This is a genomic window from Micromonospora polyrhachis (assembly GCF_014203835.1).
Taxonomy (GTDB): domain Bacteria; phylum Actinomycetota; class Actinomycetes; order Mycobacteriales; family Micromonosporaceae; genus Micromonospora_H; species Micromonospora_H polyrhachis.
On the sequence record NZ_JACHJW010000001.1, the window covers coordinates 6,421,932 to 6,446,092 of the forward strand.

The 24,161-nt window shown below is 69.0% G+C and carries 24 protein-coding genes; 13 read left to right on the forward strand and 11 right to left on the reverse strand.

Features of this window, described 5'->3' with window-relative positions; all coding sequences use genetic code 11:
* Positions 1-61: 61 nt before the first annotated feature.
* The 4 genes from FHR38_RS28350 to FHR38_RS28365 all read right to left on the reverse strand — a co-directional run bounded on the left by FHR38_RS28350 (position 62) and on the right by FHR38_RS28365 (position 5,137).
* Complete coding sequence (locus tag FHR38_RS28350) at positions 62-1,057, reverse strand: NAD-dependent epimerase/dehydratase family protein (RefSeq protein ID WP_184537935.1); 996 nt, start codon at positions 1,055-1,057, stop codon at positions 62-64.
* Positions 1,058-1,199: 142 nt separating this feature from the next.
* On the reverse strand, positions 1,200-2,462 hold the full coding sequence (locus FHR38_RS28355; RefSeq protein WP_184537937.1) for a nucleotide sugar dehydrogenase: 1,263 nt from the start codon (positions 2,460-2,462) through the stop codon (positions 1,200-1,202).
* Between the two features lie 212 nt (positions 2,463-2,674).
* Entirely contained in the window at positions 2,675-4,009 is a 1,335-nt protein-coding gene (locus FHR38_RS28360; protein WP_184537939.1) for a serine/threonine-protein kinase, read from the reverse strand.
* Positions 4,010-4,039: 30 nt separating this feature from the next.
* Complete coding sequence (locus FHR38_RS28365; protein WP_184537941.1) at positions 4,040-5,137, reverse strand: ABC transporter ATP-binding protein; 1,098 nt, start codon at positions 5,135-5,137, stop codon at positions 4,040-4,042.
* A gap of 209 nt (positions 5,138-5,346) precedes the next feature.
* On the opposite strand from FHR38_RS28365, the gene FHR38_RS28370 reads away from it, so the two are divergent.
* The 4 genes from FHR38_RS28370 to FHR38_RS28385 are packed head-to-tail and all read left to right on the forward strand — an operon-like array spanning position 5,347 to position 7,501.
* Positions 5,347-6,000: a hypothetical protein gene (locus FHR38_RS28370; RefSeq protein ID WP_184537943.1), complete on the forward strand. Its 654-nt coding sequence runs from the start codon at positions 5,347-5,349 to the stop codon at positions 5,998-6,000.
* Positions 5,997-6,410 carry a phage holin family protein gene (locus FHR38_RS28375; RefSeq protein WP_184537946.1) on the forward strand — a complete coding sequence of 138 codons (414 nt, stop codon included), beginning with the start codon at positions 5,997-5,999 and terminating at the stop codon, positions 6,408-6,410. Before FHR38_RS28370 ends, FHR38_RS28375 begins: the two co-directional genes overlap by 4 nt.
* 26 nt (positions 6,411-6,436) lie before the next feature.
* Positions 6,437-7,057 (forward strand): DUF3618 domain-containing protein, encoded by a 621-nt coding sequence (locus FHR38_RS28380; protein WP_184537948.1) that lies wholly within the window; start codon positions 6,437-6,439, stop codon positions 7,055-7,057.
* 48 nt (positions 7,058-7,105) lie between these two features.
* Complete coding sequence (locus FHR38_RS28385) at positions 7,106-7,501, forward strand: hypothetical protein (protein WP_184537950.1); 396 nt, start codon at positions 7,106-7,108, stop codon at positions 7,499-7,501.
* A gap of 22 nt (positions 7,502-7,523) precedes the next feature.
* Here FHR38_RS28385 and FHR38_RS28390 read toward each other — a convergent pair whose 3' ends face one another.
* The 4 genes from FHR38_RS28390 to FHR38_RS28405 all read right to left on the reverse strand — a co-directional run bounded on the left by FHR38_RS28390 (position 7,524) and on the right by FHR38_RS28405 (position 11,691).
* Positions 7,524-8,348 (reverse strand): carbohydrate ABC transporter permease, encoded by an 825-nt coding sequence (locus tag FHR38_RS28390; RefSeq protein WP_184537952.1) that lies wholly within the window; start codon positions 8,346-8,348, stop codon positions 7,524-7,526.
* Positions 8,345-9,271, reverse strand: coding sequence for a carbohydrate ABC transporter permease (locus FHR38_RS28395; RefSeq protein WP_312882462.1), 927 nt, complete (start codon positions 9,269-9,271; stop codon positions 8,345-8,347). The genes FHR38_RS28390 and FHR38_RS28395 overlap by 4 nt, the downstream gene beginning before the upstream one ends.
* A 6-nt stretch (positions 9,272-9,277) precedes the next feature.
* Positions 9,278-10,642, reverse strand: a complete 1,365-nt coding sequence (locus FHR38_RS28400) for an ABC transporter substrate-binding protein (RefSeq protein ID WP_184537954.1) — start codon at positions 10,640-10,642, stop codon at positions 9,278-9,280.
* Positions 10,643-10,809: 167 nt separating this feature from the next.
* Positions 10,810-11,691 carry a LysR substrate-binding domain-containing protein gene (locus FHR38_RS28405; protein WP_184537956.1) on the reverse strand — a complete coding sequence of 294 codons (882 nt, stop codon included), beginning with the start codon at positions 11,689-11,691 and terminating at the stop codon, positions 10,810-10,812.
* An 81-nt stretch (positions 11,692-11,772) separates the two neighbouring features.
* On the opposite strand from FHR38_RS28405, the gene FHR38_RS28410 reads away from it, so the two are divergent.
* The 6 genes from FHR38_RS28410 to FHR38_RS28440 all read left to right on the forward strand — a co-directional run bounded on the left by FHR38_RS28410 (position 11,773) and on the right by FHR38_RS28440 (position 18,626).
* Entirely contained in the window at positions 11,773-12,732 is a 960-nt protein-coding gene (locus FHR38_RS28410; RefSeq protein ID WP_184537958.1) for an FAD-dependent oxidoreductase, read from the forward strand.
* 197 nt (positions 12,733-12,929) lie between these two features.
* Positions 12,930-14,168 (forward strand): ergothioneine biosynthesis glutamate--cysteine ligase EgtA, encoded by a 1,239-nt coding sequence (gene egtA, locus FHR38_RS28415; RefSeq protein WP_184537960.1) that lies wholly within the window; start codon positions 12,930-12,932, stop codon positions 14,166-14,168.
* A gap of 122 nt (positions 14,169-14,290) precedes the next feature.
* Positions 14,291-15,589, forward strand: coding sequence for an ergothioneine biosynthesis protein EgtB (gene egtB, locus FHR38_RS28420; protein ID WP_184540353.1), 1,299 nt, complete (start codon positions 14,291-14,293; stop codon positions 15,587-15,589).
* 28 nt (positions 15,590-15,617) lie between these two features.
* Positions 15,618-16,367 carry an ergothioneine biosynthesis protein EgtC gene (gene egtC, locus FHR38_RS28425; protein WP_184540355.1) on the forward strand — a complete coding sequence of 250 codons (750 nt, stop codon included), beginning with the start codon at positions 15,618-15,620 and terminating at the stop codon, positions 16,365-16,367.
* A 63-nt stretch (positions 16,368-16,430) separates the two neighbouring features.
* Positions 16,431-17,456 (forward strand): L-histidine N(alpha)-methyltransferase, encoded by a 1,026-nt coding sequence (egtD, locus tag FHR38_RS28430; RefSeq protein WP_184537963.1) that lies wholly within the window; start codon positions 16,431-16,433, stop codon positions 17,454-17,456.
* Positions 17,457-17,981: 525 nt separating this feature from the next.
* Complete coding sequence (locus FHR38_RS28440) at positions 17,982-18,626, forward strand: hypothetical protein (RefSeq protein ID WP_246446777.1); 645 nt, start codon at positions 17,982-17,984, stop codon at positions 18,624-18,626.
* 132 nt (positions 18,627-18,758) lie between these two features.
* On the opposite strand, the gene FHR38_RS28445 is transcribed toward FHR38_RS28440, so the two are convergent.
* Both FHR38_RS28445 and FHR38_RS28450 read right to left on the reverse strand, forming a co-directional pair.
* On the reverse strand, positions 18,759-19,766 hold the full coding sequence (locus FHR38_RS28445; RefSeq protein WP_184537967.1) for a CU044_5270 family protein: 1,008 nt from the start codon (positions 19,764-19,766) through the stop codon (positions 18,759-18,761).
* Positions 19,763-20,275: an RNA polymerase sigma factor gene (locus FHR38_RS28450; protein WP_221449225.1), complete on the reverse strand. Its 513-nt coding sequence runs from the start codon at positions 20,273-20,275 to the stop codon at positions 19,763-19,765. The genes FHR38_RS28445 and FHR38_RS28450 overlap by 4 nt, the downstream gene beginning before the upstream one ends.
* A gap of 664 nt (positions 20,276-20,939) precedes the next feature.
* On the opposite strand from FHR38_RS28450, the gene FHR38_RS28455 reads away from it, so the two are divergent.
* Both FHR38_RS28455 and FHR38_RS28460 read left to right on the forward strand, forming a co-directional pair.
* On the forward strand, positions 20,940-21,602 hold the full coding sequence (locus FHR38_RS28455; RefSeq protein ID WP_184537971.1) for a DedA family protein: 663 nt from the start codon (positions 20,940-20,942) through the stop codon (positions 21,600-21,602).
* Positions 21,603-21,869: 267 nt separating this feature from the next.
* The gene (locus FHR38_RS28460) at positions 21,870-22,457 is read left to right on the forward strand and encodes a TMEM165/GDT1 family protein (RefSeq protein ID WP_184537973.1); all 588 of its coding nucleotides are present in this window, start codon (positions 21,870-21,872) and stop codon (positions 22,455-22,457) included.
* A gap of 172 nt (positions 22,458-22,629) precedes the next feature.
* On the opposite strand, the gene FHR38_RS28465 is transcribed toward FHR38_RS28460, so the two are convergent.
* Positions 22,630-23,358, reverse strand: a complete 729-nt coding sequence (locus tag FHR38_RS28465) for a helix-turn-helix domain-containing protein (RefSeq protein ID WP_184537975.1) — start codon at positions 23,356-23,358, stop codon at positions 22,630-22,632.
* 156 nt (positions 23,359-23,514) lie between these two features.
* Between FHR38_RS28465 and FHR38_RS28470 the strand changes: the two genes are divergently transcribed.
* Positions 23,515-24,141 (forward strand): hypothetical protein, encoded by a 627-nt coding sequence (locus tag FHR38_RS28470; protein WP_184537977.1) that lies wholly within the window; start codon positions 23,515-23,517, stop codon positions 24,139-24,141.
* Positions 24,142-24,161: the final 20 nt, after the last annotated feature.

The following is a 24,161-nucleotide window of genomic DNA, read 5'->3' on the forward strand; positions in this document are numbered from 1 at the left end:
GGGTCGTCGGCTGTACGGGGCCGGCGACCCCACGTCGGTGCGGCGTGGGCAGGCTATCCACTCACACCCGTGACATCGCCGCACGTGCCTCGGCCTGCGCCTCGACGATGACGTCCTGGAGGATGTCGTCCAAGGTCCGCCCCGGCCGCCAGCCGGTGAGTGCGCACAGTTTGCCGATGTCGGGCACCCGGCGCTCCATGTCCTCGAAGCCGGCCGAGTAGGCCGTGTCGTACGGCACGAGCCGTAGCTGCGAACCGCTAGCCGAGTGTTTGATGATCCGCTCGGCGAGGTCGAGGATGCTGACCTCTTCGGGGTTGCCGACATTGAACGTCTCACCGATGGCGGCCTCGGTGTCGAGCAGGGTGGCCAGCGCGGCGACCGCGTCGAGGACGTGGGTGAAGCAGCGGATCTGCGACCCGTCGCCGTAGATGGTCAGCGGTTCGTCGCGGATCGCCTGCCGGACCAGCCGGGGGATCACCATGCCGTTGTGCGGGCTCTGCCGGGGGCCGACGACGTTGAAGAACCGGACCACCACGGTGGGCAGGCCCCGTTCCCGGTGGTACGCGTTGGCGAGCGTCTCGTCCACCGCCTTGGCCGTGCTGTACGCCCACCGAGCCACCGCGGGGCTGCCGATCACCCGGTCGGCGGTCTCGGCCAGTGGGCCGTGGGAGTTCTTGCCGTAGATCTCCGAGGTGCTGGCGATCATGATTTTGCGCTGATACCGGTGGGCTGCGGCGATGACGGTCTGTGAGCCGCGGATGTTCGTGTTGAAGGTCTTGAGTGGCTGCTCCATGATCAGCTTTACGCCGACGGCGGCTGCCAGGTGGACGACGGTGTCACAGCGGTGCACCAGTTCGTCGACGATGACCTCGTCCAGAACCGAGCCCTGGACGAACTCGAAGTTGGGGTGCCCCGCCACCCGACTGAGGTTGCTGAGCCGGCCGGCGGGCAAGTTGTCCAGTACGACCACTCGGTCGCCCCGGGCCACTAGGGCGTCGACCAGGTGCGAGCCGATGAAGCCCGCGCCGCCGGTGACCAGAATCGTGCCGCCTCGCATGTAATCGCTCCCTGTTTGCTGTTATCGCCGTTCTGGGTGAGTTAGATGGGCACAAGCACTATAAGCCGTTTTCTGGCCATAAAGAGACGAATAGGATTTTGTTCTTGAGGTTTTGTCCACGAGGGCATGCGATCCGGTCGGGTCACAACCGCTCGACGTTGGGCCCGGTGCACCGGTTGCGGGTGTCGAAGACGTAGCTGGCCGAGTCGGTGACCAGGTCGTAGTCCAGCGTGTCGTGGTCGGTCACCACCACCACGGCGTCGGCGGTGCGGACCTCCTTCTCGGTCAGGTTGACCAGGGTCACGCCCGGTGGGATGTGCCCCAGCTCGGCGTACGGTTCGACCGCGCGAATCCGGGCCCCGAGCTTGGCCAACTCGGCGGCCACGTCGACGGCCGGGGAGTCCCGCATGTCGCCGGTGTTCTTCTTGTACGCGAGACCCAGCAGGAGCAACTGGGCGTCCTTCATCGACCGGCCCCGTTGGTTCAACCCGGCCATGATCCGGTTTGCCACGTGTTGCGGCATCGAGTGGTTGATGTCGCTGGCCAACTCCACGAATCGGAACTGCCGGTTCAAGGTGCGCTTGACCTGCCAGGACAGGTAGCACGGGTCGATCGGCAGGCAGTGTCCGCCCACACCGGGGCCGGGGCGGAAGGCCATGAAGCCGAAGGGTTTGGTGGCGGCGGCGTCGATGGCCTGCCAGACGTTGACGTCCAGTTGGTGGGCGAGCACGGTCAGCTCGTTGACGAGTGCGATGTTGACCTGGCGGTACGTGTTCTCGATCAGCTTGGTGAGTTCCGCGACCCGGGTGGAGTCGACCGTGACCGTCCGGTCGACGATCCGGCGATAGAAGGCGTCGACCTTCGCCAGGGCCATGGCGTCGATTCCGGAGACCACCTTCGGGGTGTTCTCCAGCCGCCAGATCGAATTTCCCGGATCGATGCGCTCGGGACTGTAGCCGACGTGGAAGTCCTCCGGACTGCGCAGGCCACTGCCCTGCATCAGCAGCGGGCAGAGCAGTTCCTCGGTGGTGCCGGGGTAGGTGGTCGACTCCAGGATGACGGTGCAGCCGGGGCGGATGTGGGGGGCGAGGGCGATGCCGGCCTGCTCGACGTAGCTGAGGTCCGGTGCGCCGTCCCGCAGCGGGGTGGGCACGCTGATCACACAGACGTCGAAGTCCCTCGCGTCCCCGTAGTCGGTGGTCGGTAGGTATCGCCCGGTCGCCAGGGCGGCGGCGAGCCGGGTGGATGAGATGTCCTCGATGAACGACTCACCTGCGCTGAGTCGCTTGATCCGGCTGGTGTCGAGATCGATTCCCACGACGTCGAACCCCGCCTCGACTCCGCGGACAGCCAGGGGAAGACCCACGTATCCCTGACCGATCACCACCAGTTTCTCAGCCTGCATGTCGGCTCCTAAGGCTCCTAACGGCATAGGGCACACCTTAGGTGTCGATATGGAGGTCTAAGGGTGAAACACCACTAAAACTGGACATGGGCGATGAGTTTCTGTCAGCAGTGTTGCTGAGGGATGACTAACCGCCCACTCGGCCACCGGCCGGCGACCGAGTGGTTGGGGTAGCCCGTTCGGTTGGCTTCCGAGTGGTTGGGGTAGCCCGTTCAGTTGGCTTCGGTCGTGGTCTCCGGGCCGGGCGAGGGCGGCGTGCGGCTCGGCGTGGCGGACGTCGTACCCGCCGGGGGTGGGGTGGGTTCGTTGCTGGCCGGCGTGCTGGGATCGGTACTCGGCTCGGCAGACGAGGACGGCTGGGCGGTGGGGGAGCTGCTCGAGCCGGGTGACGGGTCGTGGTTGCGGCCGGTGGAACCGGTGGTGGTGACCCCTGGTGAGGTGGCCTGGGTGGACGGAGTGGAGACGGCCGGCACGGACGGGGAGATCTGGTCGGTGGGGTCCTGTCCGGTATCGCGGCTCAGTCCGAGCGCGGCGGCCAGACCGGCCAGCCCCAGCACCACCGCGCCCGCGACGCTGAGCAGCGTTGCCCGACGGGAGCGGGTACGCGTCGGCGGGGCGGCGACCACCGGCAACTCGGTCAGCGTGTCCGGTCCCGACTTCGCGCCCGTACCGGCGACGATCGGGGAAAACCCCCCGGCGCCGGTGGCGGTCGTCGGCTCCTCGCCGGCAAGGGCTCGGGCGGCGGCGGCGAAGGCGGCCGCGGTGGGATACCGCTCGGCGGGATCCTTCGCCAACGCCCGCATGATCAACTCGGCGACCGGGGCGGGCACCTCGGCAGGCAGCGGCGGGGGCATCTCGTCCAGGTGTCGTACCGCGACCTCGAGCGGAGTGTCTCCGGTGAACGGAGGCGCGCCGGCGAGGCAGCAGTACGCCACCGCCCCCAGCGCGTAGATGTCGGTGGCGGCGGAGACCGGCCGACCGGAGGCCTGCTCGGGAGCCATGTACAGGGCGGTGCCCGGGATGCCGTTCGTGCTCGTGATGCTGGTCACAGAGGTGGACCGGGCCACCCCGAAGTCGACCAGGACCACCGTCCCGTCCGGCTGGACCAGCAGGTTGCTCGGCTTCACGTCACGATGGACGATCCCCTTCTCGTGCGCGGCGTGCAGTGCGTCCGCGGACTGGGCCAGCACGGAGAGGGTCTGCGGCACGTCGAGTTGGCCGGCCGCCTCGATCCGGCGGTTGAGCGGTTCGCCGTGGACGTACTCCATGACCAGGTAGTCGGCGCTGCCGCCCGGCGCGTTCGGGTCCTCGCCGACGTCGTACACCCGGACGATTCCCGGGTGGTGCAGAGCGGCCATCATCTTCGCCTCGGCGCGGAACCGGGCGATGAAGGTCGGGTCGGTCAGCAGGCTCGGGAGCAGGATCTTTACCGCGACCTCACGGTCCAGCAACAGATCGGTCGCGCGCCACACGTCGCCCATCCCGCCGGTGGCGAGACGTTCGTCAAGACGGTAGCGGTCGCTGAGTACGACTCCCGAGCACAACACGGCGGTAACCGTACCCAGTCCGCTGACTCGTCATGCGGCCGGTTCGATGGTCGGGATCGCGACCGAGGTGGCGGGGTCGTAGAGGCGGATCCGGTCGGGGTCGAGGGACAGGAACACCACCTGCCCGACGCTGGCGGTCGTCGTGGTGGGTGTCTGCACCTTCACCGATCGTCCGGCCACGTCGACGGTGAGCAGGATCGCTGCTCCGGTCGGCTCGACCACCTCCACCCGTGCGGGCAGCCGATCGGGTGCGTCCACATTGTGGACCTCCAGGTTCTCCGCTCGGATACCGACGGTGACCGAAGCGCCGTTGTACGCGCCCAGGTGGGGTAGGGGGACCATCCGGTCGGCGAGGTGCAGTCTGGCCCGTCCGGCGCTTCGCTCAAGCCGGGCGGGCAGGAAGTTCATCGGAGGTGCGCCGAGGAACCCGCCGACGAACTCGTCGGCGGGCGCGTCGTAGACCTGTAGCGGCGGACCGAGTTGCACGATCCGGCCCTGGCGCATGACCGCGACCCGGTCGCCGAGGGACAGCGCCTCGGCCTGGTCGTGGGTGACGTAGACGATGGTGGTGCCGAGCTTGCCGACGAGCCGCTTCAGTTCGGTGCGGAACTGCATCCGCAGCAGAGCATCCAAGTTGGACAGAGGCTCGTCCATCAGCAGCACCCCGGCGTCGACGACGATGGCCCGGGCGACGGCCACGCGCTGGCGCTGCCCACCGGAGAGCTGCGCGGGATGGCGGTCGAGGACGTCGGTGAGGTCCAGTAGTTCGGCGGCCTCGGCGACCCGGCGGTCGATCTCCGGTTTCGGCATCAGGCGCATGGCGAGCCCGAACCCGATGTTCTGTCGTACCCGCAGATGCGGAAAGATCGCGTAGGACTGGAACACCATGGACAGGTTGCGTTGCCGGGCGGGCAGGTCGGTGACGTCCCGCCCGCCGATGTGTACGGTGCCGGCGTCCGGCGATTCCAGCCCGGCGATCAGACGCAGCAGAGTGGTCTTGCCACAGCCACTCGGGCCGACCAGTACGAGGAACTCCCCGTCGGCCACCCGCAGGCTGATGTCGTCGGTGGCCCGGACCTTCGTACCCGGATAGGTCTTTACCAGGTCGTGCAGCACGATTTCGGCCAACTTGGTCTCCCCTGGGCGTCGGCGGTCGGGGTATCCCACATGTTGCCCTGATCGACATCGACGTGCCAGAGCGCGCAGGCGAAGGAACCTCGGCGGAGGTGTATTCGAAATCCGCCGGGGTACGCGCTGGCGGCATTCACCCATCCGGTATCGGCGGGGTGGTGCCGAAGGATGCCGGGTCCGGGTGACGCCGAAGGGGGAAAGACCAGATGGCAGCAGGCAAGCAGGCCGGATCACCGCAGAGTGCGGCGGCTGGTAAGGCCCAACAGGCCCGTAACCAGGCGACGCAGGTCGGGCACGAAGCGACGCACGCGGGGAGTGAGGTGGCGCACCACGCCGCCGGCCAGACCCGCGAGGTCGCGGGCGAGGCCAACCGACAGGCCCGCGACCTGATGGGCGAAGCCTCCGCGCAACTGCGCCAACAGGCACAGACCCAGCAGAACCGCGTCGTCGAAGGGCTGCGTGGGCTCGGCCACGAGTTGGCGGAGATGGCGAGTCGTAGCGACCAGTCGGGAATGGCCACCGAGATGGTCCGACGGGCCTCGCACTCCGCCAACCAGGCGGCGGGTTGGCTGGCGGATCGCGAGCCCGGCACGGTGGTGGACGAGGTACGCCACTACGCCCGGCAGCATCCTGGCACCTTCCTGGCTGTCGCGGCGGTGGCCGGGGCGCTGGTCGGGCGACTGACCCGGAACATGTCCGGGGCGGGCGACGGCACCTCCGGTCCGAGTCGTGCCGCTGGTCGGACCGCTCCCGCTGGTCCGGGCGCTGGCGTCGAGGGCGGGGCCCATCCGGCCACGCCGTATCCGACCACGCCGGGTACGCCACATTCGACCACGCCGGGTACGGAGGTGCCGAGGTGAGCGATCCGGCCCGCCCGGTCGTCGAGCCGGGACAAGACAGGTCCCAACTGTCCCTCGGTGAACTACTCGGTGAGGTGACCCGGGACGTCTCCACCCTGGTACGGCAGGAGGTGGAGTTGGCCAAGGCGGAGTTGCGCCAGGATGCCCGGACGGCAGGCAAGGCCGGCGGGATGTTCGGCGGTGTCGCCCTGGCCGGTTTCATGGTGCTGCTGTTCGTGTCGTACGCGATCTGGTGGGCGCTGGCCGAGGCGATACCCGAGGGCTGGGCGGCACTGATCGTGGCGGTGATCTGGGCGGTCGTCGCGGCGGTCCTCTTCGCCATGGCCCGCAAACGGATGAAGGAGGTCCGGGGCCTACAACGGACGAAGGAAACCGTCCGGGAGATGCCGACCGCCCTCCGGGGCCGGTGAGTCGAGCCGAGCAAAGGAGAGTTGCCATGTCAGCCAATCCCGATCGGATCCGCCGAGACATCGAGCAGACCCGTGATGAGCTGAGCAGCGACGTCGACGCCTTGACCGACCGGGTCAACCCTCGACGGATGGCCAACGAGCGGATGGGTCAGGCGCGCGGGGCTCTGGGCCGGGCCCGAGAAAGGATCATGGGTACGGCCAGCCACGCTCGCCAGGCCGGGGGAGACAGGGCGTCGGAGGCGTCGCACCGGGCCGCGGAGACGGCCTCGTCGATGCGGGACCGGGCGAAGTCGATGCCGCACATGTCCATGGAACGGACCGAGGGAAGCCCGTTGGCCGCCGGCCTGATCGCCTTCGGGGTGGGGCTGCTCGCCGCCGCCCTGGTGCCGCCGAGCCGCTCCGAGCAGCAACTCGCCGGGCAGGCCAAGCGAACGGCGATGGAACACTCCGACGAGTTCAAGCAGCAGGCCAGCGGTGCGGCCCAGCAGATGCGGGACAACCTGCGGGAGCCGGCACAGCACGCGGCTGAGGCGGTGAAGTCGAAGGCGGCTGGCGGAGCGTCCGCAGTACGGGATGAGAGCCGGGGCGCTGCCCAGAACCTTCAGGGGCAGGCCCGTCATGCCGGCGAGGACATCAGACGGCAGTAGGTCGTGCTCGACCGAGCCGACCGGCGTACTGGATCCGAAAGGAAGATCATGACGACTCCCGACCGTCCGGCTGGCGGCAGCATGGCTGCGCCCAGCCGGGGTCCGCACGGACCCACCACCCACGCCAAGACCAGCGCCGCCGCCACCTTCTCTCTGGTGTTCGGCGTGTCAGCCCTGATCAGTGGCCTTACCGTCATCCTCTCCACGCTGGGGCTCATCCTCGGCATCATCGGGATCATCCTGGCCGTGATCGGGCTGAAGATGGCCCGGCGGCCCGGGGTGACCGGCCGGGGGGTCGCGATCGGCGGGCTGGTGCTCAGCATCCTGGCGGTGCTGATCGGGGTGGCCTTCCTGGCCGGTGTCAGCACCTTCCTCAACGATCGGGACGCCGTCGACCGGTTGCAACAGGAGGTCAACGACCTGCGTGACGAACTGCCGAAGTAAGCCGGTCGGGGGCCGACCCGGGTCAGCGGACGGTGCTGCCCCACATGTTCAACAGGTAGCGCCGCATCAGGGCGATGAAGACCAGTGCCGGTACGACCAACGCGAATCCGCCCGCGAACCGATAGGCGAGCGGAGAGTCGGAGAGCGTGGTGAGCACCTGGGCCGGCAGGCTACGTCGGTTGAGGGTGAGCACGGCAGCGCCGAACACCTCGTTCCATGAGGTGACGAAGGTGAAGATGGCGGCGGCGGCGATGCCCGGCAGAGCCTGGGGCAGCACGACCCGGGCGAAGGCGCGGGGCGCGGTGGCACCGAAGACCATCGCCGCCTCCTCGTGTTCGACCGGCACCGAGACGAAGACGGCCGACGTGATGAGTACGGTGGTCGGCAGGGCGAGCGCGGTGTGCACGAGCGCGACCGCGTACGTCGTGTCGTACAGGCCGGTGCTGAGGAAGACCCGGGCCAGCGGTACGGCGAGCACCACGATCGGCAGGGCCCGGACCAGTAGCAGGAACAGCTGGTAGGGATCGCGTCCCCGGAACGCGAACCGGGCGAGGGCGTAGCCGGCCGGAACACCGAGCAGTAGGGACAGCACCAGGCTGAGCAGGCCGATCTCGACCGAGTTGCGGAACGCGGGCAGCACCCCGGTGGAGCCGAGGAAGGCTGTCATCGTGTCGACCGACACCCCGGTCGGCAGTAGGGCCAGTGGGAACCGGTCCAGCGACTCCCGACTGGAGAGAGCGGCGAGCGCGATCAGGTAGAGCGGTAGACCCATGAAGAGCGTCACGGTGACACAGGCCAGTTGCACCAGCGCCGTACGCCGGGTCGTCCGCCACCGTCGTCGGGTCATCGCGAGCGCCCATGACTCGGGTCGCGTAGCACCCGCAGGTAGACCGTGGCGGTGCCGATGGAGAGCGCCAGCAACACCAGGGCGATCGCGGCGGCGACGTGCTCGTTCTGGAGCGTGACGTGCCACTGGTAGGTCTCGCCGACCAGCAGTGGGAAGTTGCGGCCGGTCAGTGCCTGGGCGACGGCGAAGGTCTGCAACCCGAGGATGGTCCGCAGGATCAGCGCCACCTGGAGGCTGGGCCGTAACTGGGGGAGCAGGACGTGACGCAGCCGCTGCCAGTAGGTCGCGCCGAAGACCGCTGCCGCCTCGTCGTAGTCGCGGGGGATGTTCTGTAGACCGGCGACGAGAATGACCAGTACCAGCGAGGTCGCCCGCCACAGTTCGGCGAGCAGCACCGCGACGAACATAGTGGTCGGATTCTGATAGGAGAGCCAGGCATGGCCCTCGTCGAGGCCGAGGTGGACCAGGGCCGAGTTGAGGTAGCCGCGGTCGGTGAAGATGGACAGCCAGACCAGTCCGGCGGCCAGGTCGCTGATCGCCAGCGGTACGCACCAGACGTAGAAGTAGAGCCCGGACAGCCGGGGGCGGTCGCGCAGCAGCAACGCCATGGCCAACGCGAAGGCGAACTGGAGCGGGATGAGTACGACGATCAGCAGCGCCGTGTTCCGGGCCGCCGGCCAGAAGTACGGATCGGCGAGCATCCGGCGGAGGTGGTCGAGGGTGAACCCGTCGTCGGCACGCAACGCCTGAAGTACGCCGACGGCCAGCGGCCAGAGGAACAGGACGGCGAGGAACACCACGGACGGCGCCACGAGCAGCAGCGGTACCGGTAGCCGGCCCGTGCGACGTACCCGATGTTCACGGCGGGTCGGGGCCGGCGCGGCTGTGGGGGGCGGCGCGGCTGTCGGCGTTGGCGTCGGCACGCTGGTCTATCCCACCCGACAGGTCTGTCCGGCCGCGACCGGGTCGGGCCGCCAGCAGGGCACCTGCAACTCGGCGAGGATGGCATCGAGCTGCCGGGCCTGCGTGTCGAGGACCGGTCGTACCGGCCGGCCGTCCAGGCAGATCTCCTTGAAGCAGTTCTTGAAGATCTGGGACACCTCGCCGTCACGGTTGCCCAGTCCGACCGGCGGCAGGGCGAGGATGGCACCGGCCGCACCCTGCTGGCGGCGTACCGCCTCGGCCGCCATCGCGACGGCGGGCGGTAGGTCGGCCGCGCTCGGGGTGTCGACGACCGGGAAGAAGGCGTTCTGCCGCAACACGTCGAGCTGTGTTTCACGGGCGGTGAGGCCGGTGATGACCTCGCGGGCCCGGTCGGCCTCCGGCGCACCTCGTGGAATCGCCAGCCCGGCGACGACGAGCAGATAGCCCAGTCCCTTCGGGCCGCGGGGCGCGGGAGCCATCACCCAGTCGTCCGGCTTGGCGGTGGGTGCGTTGACCAGCCGGGCGACATGGTCCCAGGCGATGAGCACCTCGCCGCGTTGTAACGGCTCCTGCATCTGGTCGAAGTTGGTCGACGCGGGGGCGGTCTGGGCCCACAGTTCCTTGAGGTACTGCCAGGCCTGTACCGCCGCCGCGCTGTGGAATGTGCTGATCTGCCCGCCGGTGAAGCTCGGCAGCAGATAGCCCTGGAAGAACCGGTGGTAGAGGCCCTTCGGCCCGCAGGGCAGGCCGAGTACCGGCTTGCCACCGTTGCCCCGTCGGGCCGCGCCGGCCCAGTCGAGCAGTTGGTCGTAAGTCAGGGTCTGCACGTCCGCCCCGCTGGGCAACCACTTCAGTGCACTTCTGTGGACCGCGAGCACGTACGACGCCTGCATCCAGGGCAGGTAGCTGGTGCTCGTGCCGGTCAGCCGGCCCAGCGCCGCGATCTCGGCGGGGAACCCGCGATCGGCCAGTTTCCCGGCGAGGTCGTCGAGGTTCTCGAAGCGGTCCGCGTGTGGGGCGAGGTCGCCGTGCAGGCCACCGACGAGGTCGACCTGCACCCGTCCGGCGGCCACCTGGGAGGTGATCGTCGAGGCGAAGACGCCCGGCTCGACCGGGTTGTACGCCACCGACGCGGCGGTGATCCGTTCGGCGAGGATCCGCTCGAATCGCTGCCGCTCCTCGACCGGCGTGAACTGGGTGGAGAGGAAGTCGACCGTACCCGCGCCACCGTCGCCGCCGCTGGTCGAGGCCCCGCCACAGGCGGTCAGCAGGGGCGCGGCACCGGCACCGAGGCCGAGGGCGAGCAGCGCGCGGCGACGCAGGCGTACGGGGTCAGCGGATCGCGGTGTCGTCGGCGGCCGAGTTGCCATCACGTGCCTCCGGTTCTCTCGGCGGGCACGAGCAACGATGGGGACGTATCCCATTCGGTCGTGGCCCGCCTGGTCGGTGCGGAGTGACACAAGTGGATATATTCGTGGGGCTCCATGTCAAGGGCTGACCGGTATGCAAGCGGTTGCTCGGATTGCCTGCGCCAGGGTCAGGCCGGTGCGCTGTCCAGTGCGGCGAGCAGACGTCGTACGGCCGGCGTGACGGTCCGTACGTGGTAGGCGAGGGCGATGTCCACGGTGGGGACCGGTGCGGTGAAGTGCCGTAGGCGCACCCCGGGCACCCGCAGGGCGCGTGCCCGGCCGGCCGGTACGGCGGCCAGCACGGCACCGGTGGAGACGGCCCGGAGCAGTTGTTCGTCGTCCGGCTCGTGGCGTACCAGGTGGAAGCCGCCGTGCGGCCAGATCTGCTGGACGATGCGGTCGTACATGCCGGGGCCGTTTTCCCGGGGCCACATCACCGCTGGCTCACCCATGACCAACTCGCGGGGGATGCGTCGGCGTCGGGCCAGGGGATGGTCGGCGGGGACCGCCAACAGCAGTTCCTCGGTGTCGACCAGCCGGCACCGCAACTGTGCCTCGTCTACCGGCGGGCGGACGAACGCGGCGTCGTAGCGGCCGGCGAGCAGCCCGGCGACGTTCGGTGCCGTCCATCCGGTCTCCGGCACCACCTCGACGTCCGGGTTGTCGGCCCGGAACCGGGCCACCAGGGCGTCGACCCGTCCGCCCCGGGCCGACCGGGTGTAGGCGAGCCGGATTCGTCCGCCCTGGCCGCTCACTGCCGCCGCGATGCGTTCCCGCGCCAGGGCTGTCTGGGCCAGCAGCGCGGTCGCCTCGGCGGCGACCACGACGCCGACCGGGGTCAGCGCGCAGGCACCTCGGCCACGTTCGATCAGTCGGGCGCCCAGTTCGCGTTCGAGCGTGCGGATCTGCTGGCTGAGCGCGGGTTGGGCGATGTGGAGGCGCGCGGCGGCCCGGGTGAAGTGCAACTCCTCGGCCAGTACGGCGAAGTAGCGCAGCCGGCGCAGCTCCATCGACCAATCATAAGAGCCGCCTATGGTTTGGTAAGGGACTTGTCTTGGACGATTCCAGTGTCGGGCCGGTTGGCTCGGAACATGGTTGACGTAGTGGTTGTCGGAGCCGGCGTGGTGGGTCTGACCTGCGCGATCCGGCTCCAGCGCAGTGGCGCCCGGGTGGCGGTGGTGACCGCCGACGAGCCGGCCCAGACGGTGTCCCGGGTGGCTGCCGCGGTCTGGTATCCCACCCGTACCGCGGAGGATCCCCGGGTGCTGGAGTGGGGGCGTCGTACCGCCGAGGAGTTGACCGAGCAGGCGAGGTGTGGGGTGCCCGGCGTGGTGCTGCGTCCGACCCGGATGCTGCGGCGTACCCCGGACGAGGGCACGCCGTGGTGGGCGGACGCGCTGCCGGACTTCCGTACGGTGGCGGTCGACGAGGTGCCTGCCGGTTACCTGGGCGAGTGGCGGTTCACCGCCCCGACCGCGGAAATGGGACCCTATCTCGACTGGTTGATGGAGCGAGTGCTGGCGGGCGGTGGGGTGGTGTCGCGGCGCCGGATCGACCGGCTGGCGGACGTCGCCGGGCTCGCTCCGGTCGTCGTCAACGCCACCGGGTTGGCCGCCGGGGTTCTGGCCGGGGACGACCGGGTTCACCCCGTACGCGGACAGGTCGTCCTGGTCGGTAACCCCGGATTGCACGTCTCGGTACGCGACGAGGAGAACCCGGCTGGCATGACCTATGTGCATCCGCGCAGCCGGGATGTCGTACTCGGCGGTACCTTCGAGCCGGGCGACGGGAACACGGCTGTGGACGAGGCCACCGGTCGGGCCATCCTGAGGCGGTGTGCCGCCCTGGTGCCGGAGCTGGCCGAGGCCCGGGTGATCGGACATCGGGTCGGCCTGCGGCCGGGCCGGCGCGGCGGGGCGCGGGTCGAGGTCGACCCGGTCGGATTGCCGGGCGGCGGACGGCTGGTGCACAGCTATGGCCATGGTGGAGCTGGTGTCACGCTCTCGTGGGGATGCGCCGACGAGGTGGTCGCCCTGTGCGGCCTGGGGTAGTGCCTGAGCCGGCTGGGTGACATGAAGATTCGTCGCGGCTAGCGATCGTTTGAATACTCTCTGACGTAGGACGTGTGGTCGAGCCGCCTCCGGTCGGGTATAAATTGGAGATCGCCGATGTCTTTGATCGCTGCGGTGACTGTTCCGTCGCGATCGGGGTATGGCAGGGACCAACCGGACCGGAGGGAGCCTGACCAGTGACGACGCGACCGGAACTCGACAGCGCCACGGTGCTGCGGGAGGTTGGTGAAGCCGAGGGATACCTCGCGAAGATCTGCTTCAAGACCGGACCACCCCGCCTGGTCGGCGTGGAACTGGAATGGACCGTCCACGACGCGGTCGACCCGGCCCAGCCGGTCGATCCGGACCGACTACGCACCGCCCTCGGGCCGCACGCCCCCACCACCCTCGACCCCGGCAGCACCAGCAGGCCGCTGCCACAGCGAGGCACGGTCACCGTCGAGCCCGGCGGCCAGGTGGAGATCTCCACCATCCCCCACCGCCGGCTCGACGCACTACACGAGACCACCAGCGCGGACATCGACTACCTGACCGGCCTGCTCGCTGCGGCTGGCCTCGTCCTCGGCCGCACCGGCATCGACCCGTACCGGCCGCCCCGTCCCGCAATCGACACCCCTCGCTATCGGGCCATGCGCTGTGCCTTCGACCGGCGAGGCCCCTCCGGCCGGGCGATGATGTACAGCACCGCCGGCCTCCAGATCTGCTTCGACGCCGGCATGCCAGCGCAGGTCGCCGCGCGCTGGCAGGCACTGCACGCGTACGGGCCACCGCTGGTCGCCGCCTTCGCCACCGCCGGACGATACGCCGGCCGGGACACCGGATGGGCCTCGGCGCGAATGGCCGCATGGCAGCGGATCGACCCCGACCGGACCCGGGCGGCGTGGACCCGAACCACCGACCAGCCCGACCCGGCCCGGGCCTGGTCGGCCTATGCGCTGGCCGCACCGCTGCTCTGCGTGCGGCGGCCCGGCGACGCCAACTGGGCCGCTCCGCCAGGAGTCACCTTCCAGGACTGGATCAACGGGGCGTTACCGCAGCCGCCCACCACCGACGATCTGGACTACCACCTCAGCACCCTGTTTCCACCGGTGCGGCCCCGTGGCTATCTGGAGGTCCGTTATCTGGACAGCCAGCCGGCAGGAGAGTGGATCGCCCCGGTGGCGGTGCTCGCCGCCCTGCTCACCGACGACTCGGCGGCCGAACTGGCCCGGGAAGCCTGCGAGCCGGTCGTCGACCAGTGGGAGCGGGCCGCCCGGTACGGCCTGGCCGACCCGGACCTGTCCCTGGCCGCTGCCACCGTGCTCGACGTGGCGTGCCGTGCCCTGGACCGTACCGACCTACCGCCCACCACCCGTCAGCGAATCAGCGAGATCGTGCAGCGGCGGCTCACCGTCGCGGAGAGGGGAGCGCCGTGACCTCGACCCCACCGGCGACCGGACCGGAGAACGCGTCCAGTGCGGCACCGGCCGCCCCGGAGAACACGCTCGGTGCGGCACCGGCCGCCCCGGACGATGCGCGTACCGCCCCACCAGCCGATCTGCGCGACCGGATCGTGGCGGAGTTGGACCGCACCCGTCGTCGCAGCGCCCTGCTCACCGAGGTGGTCGACGACGCCGACCTGATGCGCCAACACTCGCCGATCATGTCACCGCTGGTGTGGGACCTCGCCCACGTCGGCAACCAGGAGGAGCTGTGGCTGGTCCGCGACGTGGGGCGTCGGGAACCTGTCCGACGGGACATCGACGACCTCTACGACGCGTTCAAGCAGCCCCGTCGGGACCGGCCGTCGCTACCCCTGCTCCGGCCGGACGAGGCCCGCGCCTATCTGGGTACGGTCCGGACCAAGGTCCTCGACCTCCTGGACACCGTACGTTTCGACGAACGTCGACTGGTTGCCGACGGGTTCGCGTTCGGCATGATCGTCCAGCACGAGCAGCAGCACGACGAGACCATGCTCGCCACCCACCAACTGCGGGTCGGACCGCCGGTGCTCGCCGCGCCGCCCCCGCCGCCGTCGGCGGGGCCGGTCACCGGGGAGGTGCTGGTGCCGGCCGGGCCGTTCACCATGGGCACCTCGACCGACCCGTGGGCGCTGGACAACGAGCGCCCCGCACACCGGGTCGACCTGCCGGCGTACTTCATCGACGCCGCGCCGGTGACCAACGCGGACTATCTGGCCTTCATGGCGGCTGGTGGCTATACCGAGCCGCGTTGGTGGAGCGAGCCGGGCTGGCACTACCGGTGTGCGGCCAATCTGGCCGCGCCGATGCACTGGCGGCGGGACGGCGCCGACTGGGGCTATCTGCGGTTCGGCCGGTTCTCACCGTTGGTCCTCGACGAGCCGGTGGTGCACGTCGGCTACTACGAGGCGGAGGCGTACGCGGCGTGGGCCGGTAAACGACTGCCCACCGAGGCCGAGTGGGAGAAGGCAGCCCGCTGGGATCCGGCCAGCGGGCGGTCCCGCCGCTATCCGTGGGGCGACGAGGACCCCACCCCGGAGCATGCCAACCTCGGCCAACGGCATCTCGCCCCGGCACCGGTAGGGGCGTACCCGGCCGGCGCCTCGCCACTCGGTGTGCACCAACTCGTCGGCGACGTGTGGGAGTGGACCTCCACCGGGTTCCACGGCTATCCGGGGTTCGCGGCGTTCCCGTACCGGGAGTACTCGGAGGTGTTCTTCGGCGAGTCGTACCGGGTGTTGCGCGGCGGCTCGTTCGGCACCGACCGAGCGGCCTGCCGGGGCACCTTCCGCAACTGGGACCTGCCGATCCGTCGGCAGATCTTCAGCGGGTTCCGCTGTGCCCGGGATCCACGGCCCGGCGAGCACGACCGGTGATGCCGGAACGCCGCTCGGCGGTCGCCTGATGTGCCGACATCTGGTCTATCTCGGGCCACCGCTACCCCTGGCCGCGCTGCTGTTCGACCCGCCGCACTCACTGGCCCACCAGTCTTGGGCGCCTCGGGACATGCGCGGCGGCGGGACGGTCAACGCCGACGGTTTCGGTATCGGCTGGTACGGCCCCGGCCCGGAGCCGCTGCGCTACCGCCGGGGCCAGCCGATCTGGACGGACTCGACACTGCCGGCCCTGGCGGTGGCGACCTCGTCCAGGACCGTCCTGGCCGCGGTCCGGTCGGCCACCGTCGGCATGCCGGTGATGGAGACCGCCGCCGCACCCTTCGCCGCCGGACCGTGGCTGTTCAGCCTCAACGGGGTGGTACGCGGCTGGCCGGACTCGATGGTGCCGATCGTTTCCGGGTTGCCGATCCGGGACCTGTTGACCCTCGACGCGCCGACCGACGCGGCGGTGCTCTGGGCGCTCGTCCGACACCGGCTCCGCGCCGGTGCGTCCCTGGTTGAGGCGGTCGGCACCACGGTCCGGCAGGTCGCCACCGTCGCCCCCGACTCCCGGCTGAACCTGCTGCTCACCGACGGGCGTACGGCGGTGGCCAGCACAGTCGGTCACGCCCTGTCGGTCCGCGTCGGCGATGGCTCGGTGCTGCTCTCCTCCGAGCCGCTCGACGACGACCCCGGGTGGCGATCGGTCCCGGACCGGCGACTCGTGGTCGCCACCACCGACGACCTGACCAGCTTTCCGATCGACCGGCAGTCGTGAACCGGACGGGTAACGGTCAATCCAAGGGTCGCGCCGACGCGACCCGGCCGAGAAGGAGACAACGTGAGCACCGAGCCGTTGGAGATCTACCTGACCGAGCAGGACCTCGCCCGAGCGCTCCGCGAGGATGTCCGGATCGGTCTGACCGCCGAGCCGAAGTGGCTGCCGCCGAAGTGGTTCTACGACGCCCGGGGTAGCGAACTGTTCGAGGAGATCACCCGCCTGCCCGAGTACTACCCGACTCGCGCCGAGCGGGCCATCCTGGCTGCGTGCGCCGACGACATCGCCCGGCTGAGCGACGCGAAGACCCTGATCGAGCTGGGGTCCGGCTCCTCGGAGAAGACCCGACTGCTGCTCGACGCGTTCGCCCGACCGGGCGGTCTGGGCACCTTCGTACCGTTGGATGTTTCGGTCAGCGCGTTACGTCAGTCGACGGCGAAGATCGCGGCCGACTATCCCGGTCTGCGGGTGCGGGGCATCGTCGCAGACTTCACCCGGCAGCTTGATCGGATGCCCGCTGGTGGTCGCCGCATGGTGGCCTTCCTCGGTGGCACCATCGGCAACCTGACCCCCGACGAGCGGGCGGAATTCCTCCGGTCGATGCGCGCGGCGCTGGAACCGGGCGACTGGTTGTTGATCGGTACCGACCTGGTGAAGGACCCGGCGGTGCTGGTGCCCGCCTACGACGACGCCGCCGGGGTGACCGCCGAGTTCAACCGCAACGTCCTGCGGGTGGTCAATCGGAAGCTGCGAGCGGACTTCGAGCCGGACGGATTCGACCACGTCGCGGTCTGGGACGCCGAACGCGAGTGGATCGAGATGCGACTGCGGGCCCGTCATGCCCAGCGGGTACGGGTCGTCGCCCTCGACCTGATCGTGGACTTCGCCGAGGGGGAGGAGCTGCGAACCGAGATCTCGGCCAAGTTCCACCGGTCCGGGGTCGAGACCGAGTTGGCCGCCGCCGGGTTCGAAGTTCGCGCCGCTTGGACCGACGACGAGGAGCGCTTCCTGGTCACCCTCGGCCGGGCGGTCCCGACGGGGCGCCTGCGGCGCGCGTGGTCACGGCCTCGCCGACTCGACCACCCGTGACGAGGCGTATGCCCACCAGCAGGAGGGAGCCCGCGAGATCCTGCGTGGGCTGGACGTCGAGCAGCTCGCGCGCTGCTACGTCGCAGCGCCGTCAACGACTTGCGGGCCACGACCGCAGGGAACTGCTGGTCCGGATCGCGCCCCGTTGCCGAAAGGACCTCAACGAGGACCGGCCGCCGTCGCTGAGCAGGTTGCCGAATGACGCCAACCAGGGTTGGTGCCAGGCTCGCGGGCCCCAGGTCAAGCGAGGCTGATAGTGGTGGTCAGGTCGATCGGTCGGGCCGTGACGATGATCCGGAGCCAACTTGATCGCTAGGTTTTTTGATGATCATCGATTGGCTGGAGGGTGGATACTAGGAAACGCGGTGAATTAATGGAACTCGCTGAACCCGATCGACGTCAAAGCTGACACGGCCTCGACCTACGCCGACGTTGACGTGTCCGACTACGCCGACCCTAGTGACAGTCGGCGGGCTGATTCGACTGCAGCGCGGGCGCGGACGACATCAAACTGAGCAGAACTATATGGACGGGTACAACGAATCGCAGAAGCACGCTGAATATGAACAACAACCTGCAGTCGTGGGACATCAGCTCGTATCACAACGTACGGGGGTGCCTAGCATGAAGCGCCGCCTTGTTCGACCGCTGGCCGCAGGCGCTGCCGCTGTCACGGTGGCCTTTGGTGGGTGGTTGGCCTACGACTCGCTGCGTTCGGGTGAAACGTACTCGGTGCACTCGTCCTACACGTTCGATGTGAAGGACGAGGCGAAGGTGGCTGGTTTCGCCGACTACGTTGTCGTCGCGACGGTGGACCGTATCGTCGAAGTGCAGGAGCGCGACGGTACGCCCTACACCGTCTTCGATGTGACCGTGGACAAGACCCTCAAGGGAGAGCCGGTCAAGATGCTGCGCCTGGTACAACTGGGTGGAATTCTCGGCAAGGACACCTGGCAGGTGGAGGGCGAGTCCCTGCTGCGGCCCGGCACGACCTACGTGCTGGCGGCGAAGACGGAACAGGGGCGCGGAACGCACCAACTGGTGGGCGGGGCGGACTTCCCGGTCGTTGACCGGGCTGCGGCACGTGCTGGAGAGTCGGGGCCGGTGGCCGAGTGGCAGGACAGCGTCGCCCGCCAGCGATGGCCCGAGGAACTTTCGCAGAGCTCCTGACCGCCGCACTTTGACCGCGCACCCTTAGCCTGTCGCCCGGGACCAGGGCGACCATTCCCCCCACTGATCACGCCGGGGTGCCCTCGTTACAAGGGCACCCCGTGTCGGTGTTCGTCAGAGTCGCTGGCGCACTCAGGTCGTGTCGGCTCGCCGGTCCTGATCGAGGTAGAGCACGTAGGCGTGTACCGCCGGTACCCGCACCGGTAGGCGCTCAGGGCGGCGCAGGAACATCGACTCGTAGGCAAGCAACAGGCCGGTGCGTTGGTCGAAAACCAGAATGTCCCGGGTTCCGCCGTTGTCGGAGTCCACGCTGACCGCCAGGCCGTGGCGGCTGAGCCGGTCGGTGACCGCGCCGCGCAGGAGCACCCCGTCGGTGCGGGCGAGGAACCGCAACACCGCTACCCGCACGTTTTGGTCGACCTCGGTGGTGCGGTACAGATCAGCCACGGCGCGTACCGCCGACTTCGCCCCGTTGACGCGCGGTTGATGGGCGTACAGGGCCTGTTCGAGGGCATTGGCGTCGGTCGGGACCGGGTCGGCGACGACGGCCGCCAGCTCACCCGGTCCGTAGGTATTGACATCGGGGACGCTGCCGGCCGCAGCGGCAAGAAGACCCTCGGCGTCCGGCCGCTGCTCCAGATCGGAGCGGTCGAGGTTTACGGTGGCCACCTTGCCGGATCCGTCCGCAGCCCGCCAGGTCGAGATCACCTGCGGCACCATCGCGACATCGGTACTCCCCTTGCTGAAGGACATGTCCAACGACCACTGACCAACCCTTACGAAGCTGAACCGGCCCACCGACTGCGCCGGAGCCGGAGCCGCCTCAAGGGCCGCCGCCAGCCTGAGCAGGGCGTCCCGGGCCATGGGCGCATCCCCGCTGTATTGCACCTGCAACGGTTCCGGCGTCGCCGCATACGCCGGTGTCGATGAGTCAGCCACCTGCACGACGACCACACCAGCCACGAGCGCTGCGGCACTGGTCGCCATCGCGCCGAACAGAGCACGCCTCTTCCATCGCCGCCCCCGGTCCGGCGCAGGCCCCCCAGCCACCGCCGCCCACTCCACGCGCGGAACCGGCGGCCATTCCTGCACGGCGCGCGCTGGATCCAGCCCCCTCAACACATTCTCTGCCCTGCTCATCGCGTGCCTCCACGTACCGGTGCTCTGGATCTCCTTGTCGACTCCGCCGCAGCAGGAGCATCGAGCAGACGGGCCAAGCGCTGCCGCGCCCGGAACAGGCGCACTGCCGCCGCCGCGCGACCGCAATCGAGCGCCTGAGCCACCCCCGCCAGGTCCAGGTTTTCCCACGTCACCAGACGTAGGACCTCCCGATCAGACTCCGACAACCGGCGAAACGCGCCGCGCAGATCCTGCGCCAGTTCCACCACATCGAACGATCCGTCAAGCCCACAGGCATCGAGGGTGTCGGCCAGCGGCACCGTCACCGGTCGAGCCCTCCCGGCACGCCAGTGATCAGCCAACACTCGTCGGGCAACCCCATACAGCCAGGACACTGGAACCGTCGACATGTCTCCGCGACGCCGCCACGCCACGATGAACGTCTCCTGGGTCAACTCCCGCGCATGCTCGACATCACCGACGCGGCGGTAGCAGTAGCGCAGCACAAGGTGATAGCTCGACTCGAACATCCGCTCGAACGCGGCATGCTCATCCCGATCAGCGCTCACTCAACCCCCACCCGCGTCCATCTCACTACTACTCATGGCACCGAACGGCCACGAGTTACACCCTGAGACCAGAAATCTGACCCTGAACGTCCGGGCAGATGTCGACCACGCCACCCACAGTCGTTGGGCCGTGGTAAGACGCGTTTGGCGACTCAGCCGGTCCGTACCGTGCATGCCGGTTTCTCGGGGCCGGGGTGCCGGCCGGAAACGCCCTGATCGGAATCGCCAGCGCGCTCGGGCTCGGGCCTGAGTGGGGTTCGCAGTTGGCAATTCCGGATTCGGTGACCAATGCGGAGCTGTCAACAGTGCAATTCCTTTTCATGGCGATGGGTCGGGTTCCGCGTCAGCCCGCCTGCTCGGGGCCGCTGCTTGTCCCACATCGATGGCGCGTTCGAATGCCACGGGGACGACTGCTCGGGCGGGACGATGGTCTTCCACCATGAGGACATCATCGACCCGTGTTCACGGCAGCCGCAGATCCAGACAGGGCGCTGCGCATCGCATTCGGAGAACGTGGCCGGGCGTGAGCCGGTAGGCCCACCGGCACCCGGTGGTGGGATTCACCCACCGCCACCGATGATCTCTGCTGGACTGGGCAGATGTGGTCGAGTCGACCGCCGGCCGAATGAGTCGGCTCACGGCCTGGCTGCTGGGTCTGCCCGGCATCCTGGTCTACGCGTCGGTCGGGGCGCTGGTGTTCGCCGAGGATGCGCTCTTTCTCGGCTTCGTCATCCCCGGGGAGACCGCTGCCGTGCTGGGTGGGGTGGCGGTGAGCCGGGGACACGCCACGCTGCCCACGATGATCGTCGTGGTGGTCGCCTCGGCGGTCCTGGGCGACACGGTCGGGTACGCCGTCGGCCGGCACCTCGGACCCCGGCTGATGGACAGCCGGTTGCTCTGCCGGCACCGGGAGCGGGTGGAGCGGGCACGGCGTCTGCTGGCCCGGCGGGGCGGCGTGGCTGTTCTGCTGGGGCGGTTCGTCGCGTTCCTGCGCGCGTTGGTGCCGGCACTGGCCGGCGCGGCCCGGATGCCGTACGGCACCTTCCTGTTCTTCAACGCCCTGGGCGCGCTGATCTGGGGGACGGGTACGGTGCTGCTCGGTCACCTGGCCGGTCGTTCCTACGACCTCCTGGAACGGACGTTTGGGCGGTTCGCCGCCCTCACCGTGGTCGGGCTCGTCGTGATCGGCCTGGTCGGGTGGCGGATCCGTCGGCACCGGTCCGACCACCGGATACGTCAGCACCGGTCCGACCAGCGAAGCGACCGGCCCGGCAGGAACGGGCGGTAGCCCTCGCCATCGTGTTTGTCACGGGTCGGGAAACCGCGCTCAGACCAGTGACCTGGTGCACCCGGCGGACCGGCCGGCACCGGTATCGGCTAGTCTCGGTGCCGCGAAGGGGAGTAGCTCCCAATGTCGTGGTCGACATACTGGTGCGTTTTTCGCATCCGGCCACGCGGCCTCATCCAGGTGGGGCGGGCGAGACCTTCGACTCAGGCTGTAAAGGCCGGGTCGAGGTCGCCCATGCCCTGACCCGGCTCGACCGGGAAGGGTTTCATGGACGGATTCTTTGTCGCTCTGGCGGTGAGCTTCGGCGTCATCTTCGTGGCCGAGTTAGGCGACAAGTCGCAGTTGATGGCGTTGACCTTCGCCACCCGGTTCAAACCGGTGCCGGTGTTGATCGGCATCACCGTCGCCACGGCGGTGGTGCACCTGGCGTCGGTGGCGATCGGTGTCGGACTGGGCGCGGTGCTGCCCACCGGCTGGATCTCGCTGGTCGCCGGGCTGGCCTTTCTCGCCTTCGGTGCGTGGACGTTGCGCGGCGACGTGCTGACCGACGAGGAGAAACGCAAGGCCGATCGGACGGACCGGTCGGCCATCGTTCTCGTGTCGGTCGCGTTCTTCCTTGCCGAGCTGGGGGACAAGACGATGTTGGCCACCATCACCCTGGCCACCCAGTACGGATGGTTCGGCACCTGGCTGGGCTCGACGATCGGCATGGTGGTGGCCGACGCCCTGGCCATCCTGGTCGGTCGGATGCTGGGCAAGCGGCTGCCCGAGAAGACGATCAAGTATGGCGCGGCGATCCTCTTCGCGATCTGCGGCGTCTGGCTCATCGTGGAAGCCCTGCCCCAACTGGGGTGATCGGTCCAGAGGCGGTGTGCTGGGCAGCCCGGCGGCTGCCCAGCACCAGGACGGGTGCGGTCCGCCACGTGAGGTCATGTCGACCGGCGGCATTAGCTGGCGTTGCCAGCGCAGTGTCCGGACTTCTTCCTGCCATGTTCGGAAAACAGCGGCTCGGCTGCCGTAGACAGCCTCAGCTCAGTGAGAGTGCAAGGGTCTCACCGGCTCCCATCAGCCGGCCGTTGATGAGTACCTGGACTCGGGCGCGGACCGGGTCGGGGCCGACCAGCAGGATCATCGACCACATGTAGTCGTGGATGTATTCCTGCTTTTCGACGGTGCGGGTGAGGCCGTCGCCACGTTCGATCTCCATGTGGATCTCGACCTGGCTGGTCGTTGCCAGGTGGTCCAGGCCTGATGTGCCCTCGAACCGGGACCAGGCTGCTCGACCCCATGGCGAGTAGCGCAGCTGCACCTGGCCGACGAGTTGAGTCTCGGAGATGGCCACCTTCTGCGCGTCCAGCGTCACCGCGTCGAAGCCGCATCCGGCCCGTTCCGGATCGGCGCCGTCCACCACCGCCTGGGGGGACCCGGCTGGCCGGGCGATTACCGGCCGTTCGAGGATGCCCGCCGCGCTGACGTCGAGCCGGCGGTTGGCCTGTTGCCAGCGCTTGCGCCACTCCTGTTCGTCTCCGCCGCATGCAGCGACGAAGGCGAGTGTCACCGGCAGTGATGGCAACACGCGGCCGGCCACCGCCGTCGACAGGGCGGTTCGAGAGTAGTGCGCGCGTTTGGCGAGTTCGCGGAAGCTGGGTGTGCCGGCGGACTCCCGAAGGCGGAGCAGCTCGACTGCGAAGGTCCCTGCGGCGGTCTCCAGCCGATAGCCGAGCCGCTCGTCCGCCGTCATCGTCACCTCGTTCACCAGCCCAGTCGGGCATCCATCTTCTCCAATGACTGCATTGGTGGCAACAGGTGTCCGGGGCGTGGTTTCCACTGTTGCCGGCAAACGGCTCTGCCGAGACTCGTAGGTGCGCGCAACTCACCGCCGGGCCCGGGTCGACAGCCTCAAGGAGGAATCGTGATCAGGAAACACGCCAGGCTTCTGGCCGTTCTGGCCACAGCACTGCTGGGTGCACTGGCCACCCCGGCGCCGGCGAGCGCTGCCCCGCAGGAGCCCGCCAAGCACTGCGTAACGAACCTCAGCACCGGTGCCACCCGCTGCTTTTCGACCTTCTCGGCCGCCATTGCCGATGTGACGCAGGGGGAGATCACCAACGCGGACGCCCTGCCTGCGCTGACGCCCGGCGTCGGGCTGCGTGACCGGCTCAACCAGCTCGGTGCCCAGGCGGCACAGCGGAACAAGGCCGCCCTCGCGGCGGGCTCAGCCACCATGGCCGAGATCACCGTGGCCGTCAACTTCGAGCACACCGGATATGACACCCGGGGCTTTACCTACATCTGGACCGGCTACCGCCCCTGTGACGACGGACCGGTAGATCATTGGGAGTACTGGTTGGAGAATCTGACCTACAACTGGAACAACGCCAACGACAAGATCAGCTCGTTCTACGGTGCCAACAACTGCTGGCAGCAGAGCTACGAGCACTCCAGTTGGACCGGCAGAGTCCTGTCGCTGCGCCCGGAGGCAGCCGACCTCAACCAGGTGAACTTCAACGACATCATCTCCTCGCTCAGGCTCACCTGAGCGAAGCGCTCCGGGCCGCC

What these genes read in the sequence shown, in the direction of transcription:
- FHR38_RS28385 (WP_184537950.1), top strand. Translation starts at nt 7,106, where the DNA reads ATGACGACTCCCGACCGTCCGGCTGGCGGCAGCATGGCTGCGCCCAGC.
- FHR38_RS28405 (WP_184537956.1), bottom strand. Translation starts at nt 11,691, where the DNA reads ATGGAGCTGCGCCGGCTGCGCTACTTCGCCGTACTGGCCGAGGAGTTG.
- FHR38_RS28350 (WP_184537935.1), bottom strand. Translation starts at nt 1,057, where the DNA reads ATGCGAGGCGGCACGATTCTGGTCACCGGCGGCGCGGGCTTCATCGGC.
- FHR38_RS28355 (WP_184537937.1), bottom strand. Translation starts at nt 2,462, where the DNA reads ATGCAGGCTGAGAAACTGGTGGTGATCGGTCAGGGATACGTGGGTCTT.
- FHR38_RS28460 (WP_184537973.1), top strand. Translation starts at nt 21,870, where the DNA reads ATGGACGGATTCTTTGTCGCTCTGGCGGTGAGCTTCGGCGTCATCTTC.
- FHR38_RS28370 (WP_184537943.1), top strand. Translation starts at nt 5,347, where the DNA reads ATGGCAGCAGGCAAGCAGGCCGGATCACCGCAGAGTGCGGCGGCTGGT.
- FHR38_RS28410 (WP_184537958.1), top strand. Translation starts at nt 11,773, where the DNA reads ATGGTTGACGTAGTGGTTGTCGGAGCCGGCGTGGTGGGTCTGACCTGC.
- FHR38_RS28450 (WP_221449225.1), bottom strand. Translation starts at nt 20,275, where the DNA reads ATGTTCGAGTCGAGCTATCACCTTGTGCTGCGCTACTGCTACCGCCGC.
- egtC (WP_184540355.1), top strand. Translation starts at nt 15,618, where the DNA reads ATGTGCCGACATCTGGTCTATCTCGGGCCACCGCTACCCCTGGCCGCG.
- FHR38_RS28455 (WP_184537971.1), top strand. Translation starts at nt 20,940, where the DNA reads ATGAGTCGGCTCACGGCCTGGCTGCTGGGTCTGCCCGGCATCCTGGTC.
- FHR38_RS28380 (WP_184537948.1), top strand. Translation starts at nt 6,437, where the DNA reads ATGTCAGCCAATCCCGATCGGATCCGCCGAGACATCGAGCAGACCCGT.
- FHR38_RS28445 (WP_184537967.1), bottom strand. Translation starts at nt 19,766, where the DNA reads ATGAGCAGGGCAGAGAATGTGTTGAGGGGGCTGGATCCAGCGCGCGCC.
- FHR38_RS28400 (WP_184537954.1), bottom strand. Translation starts at nt 10,642, where the DNA reads ATGGCAACTCGGCCGCCGACGACACCGCGATCCGCTGACCCCGTACGC.
- FHR38_RS28440 (WP_246446777.1), top strand. Translation starts at nt 17,982, where the DNA reads ATGGACGGGTACAACGAATCGCAGAAGCACGCTGAATATGAACAACAA.
- FHR38_RS28390 (WP_184537952.1), bottom strand. Translation starts at nt 8,348, where the DNA reads ATGACCCGACGACGGTGGCGGACGACCCGGCGTACGGCGCTGGTGCAA.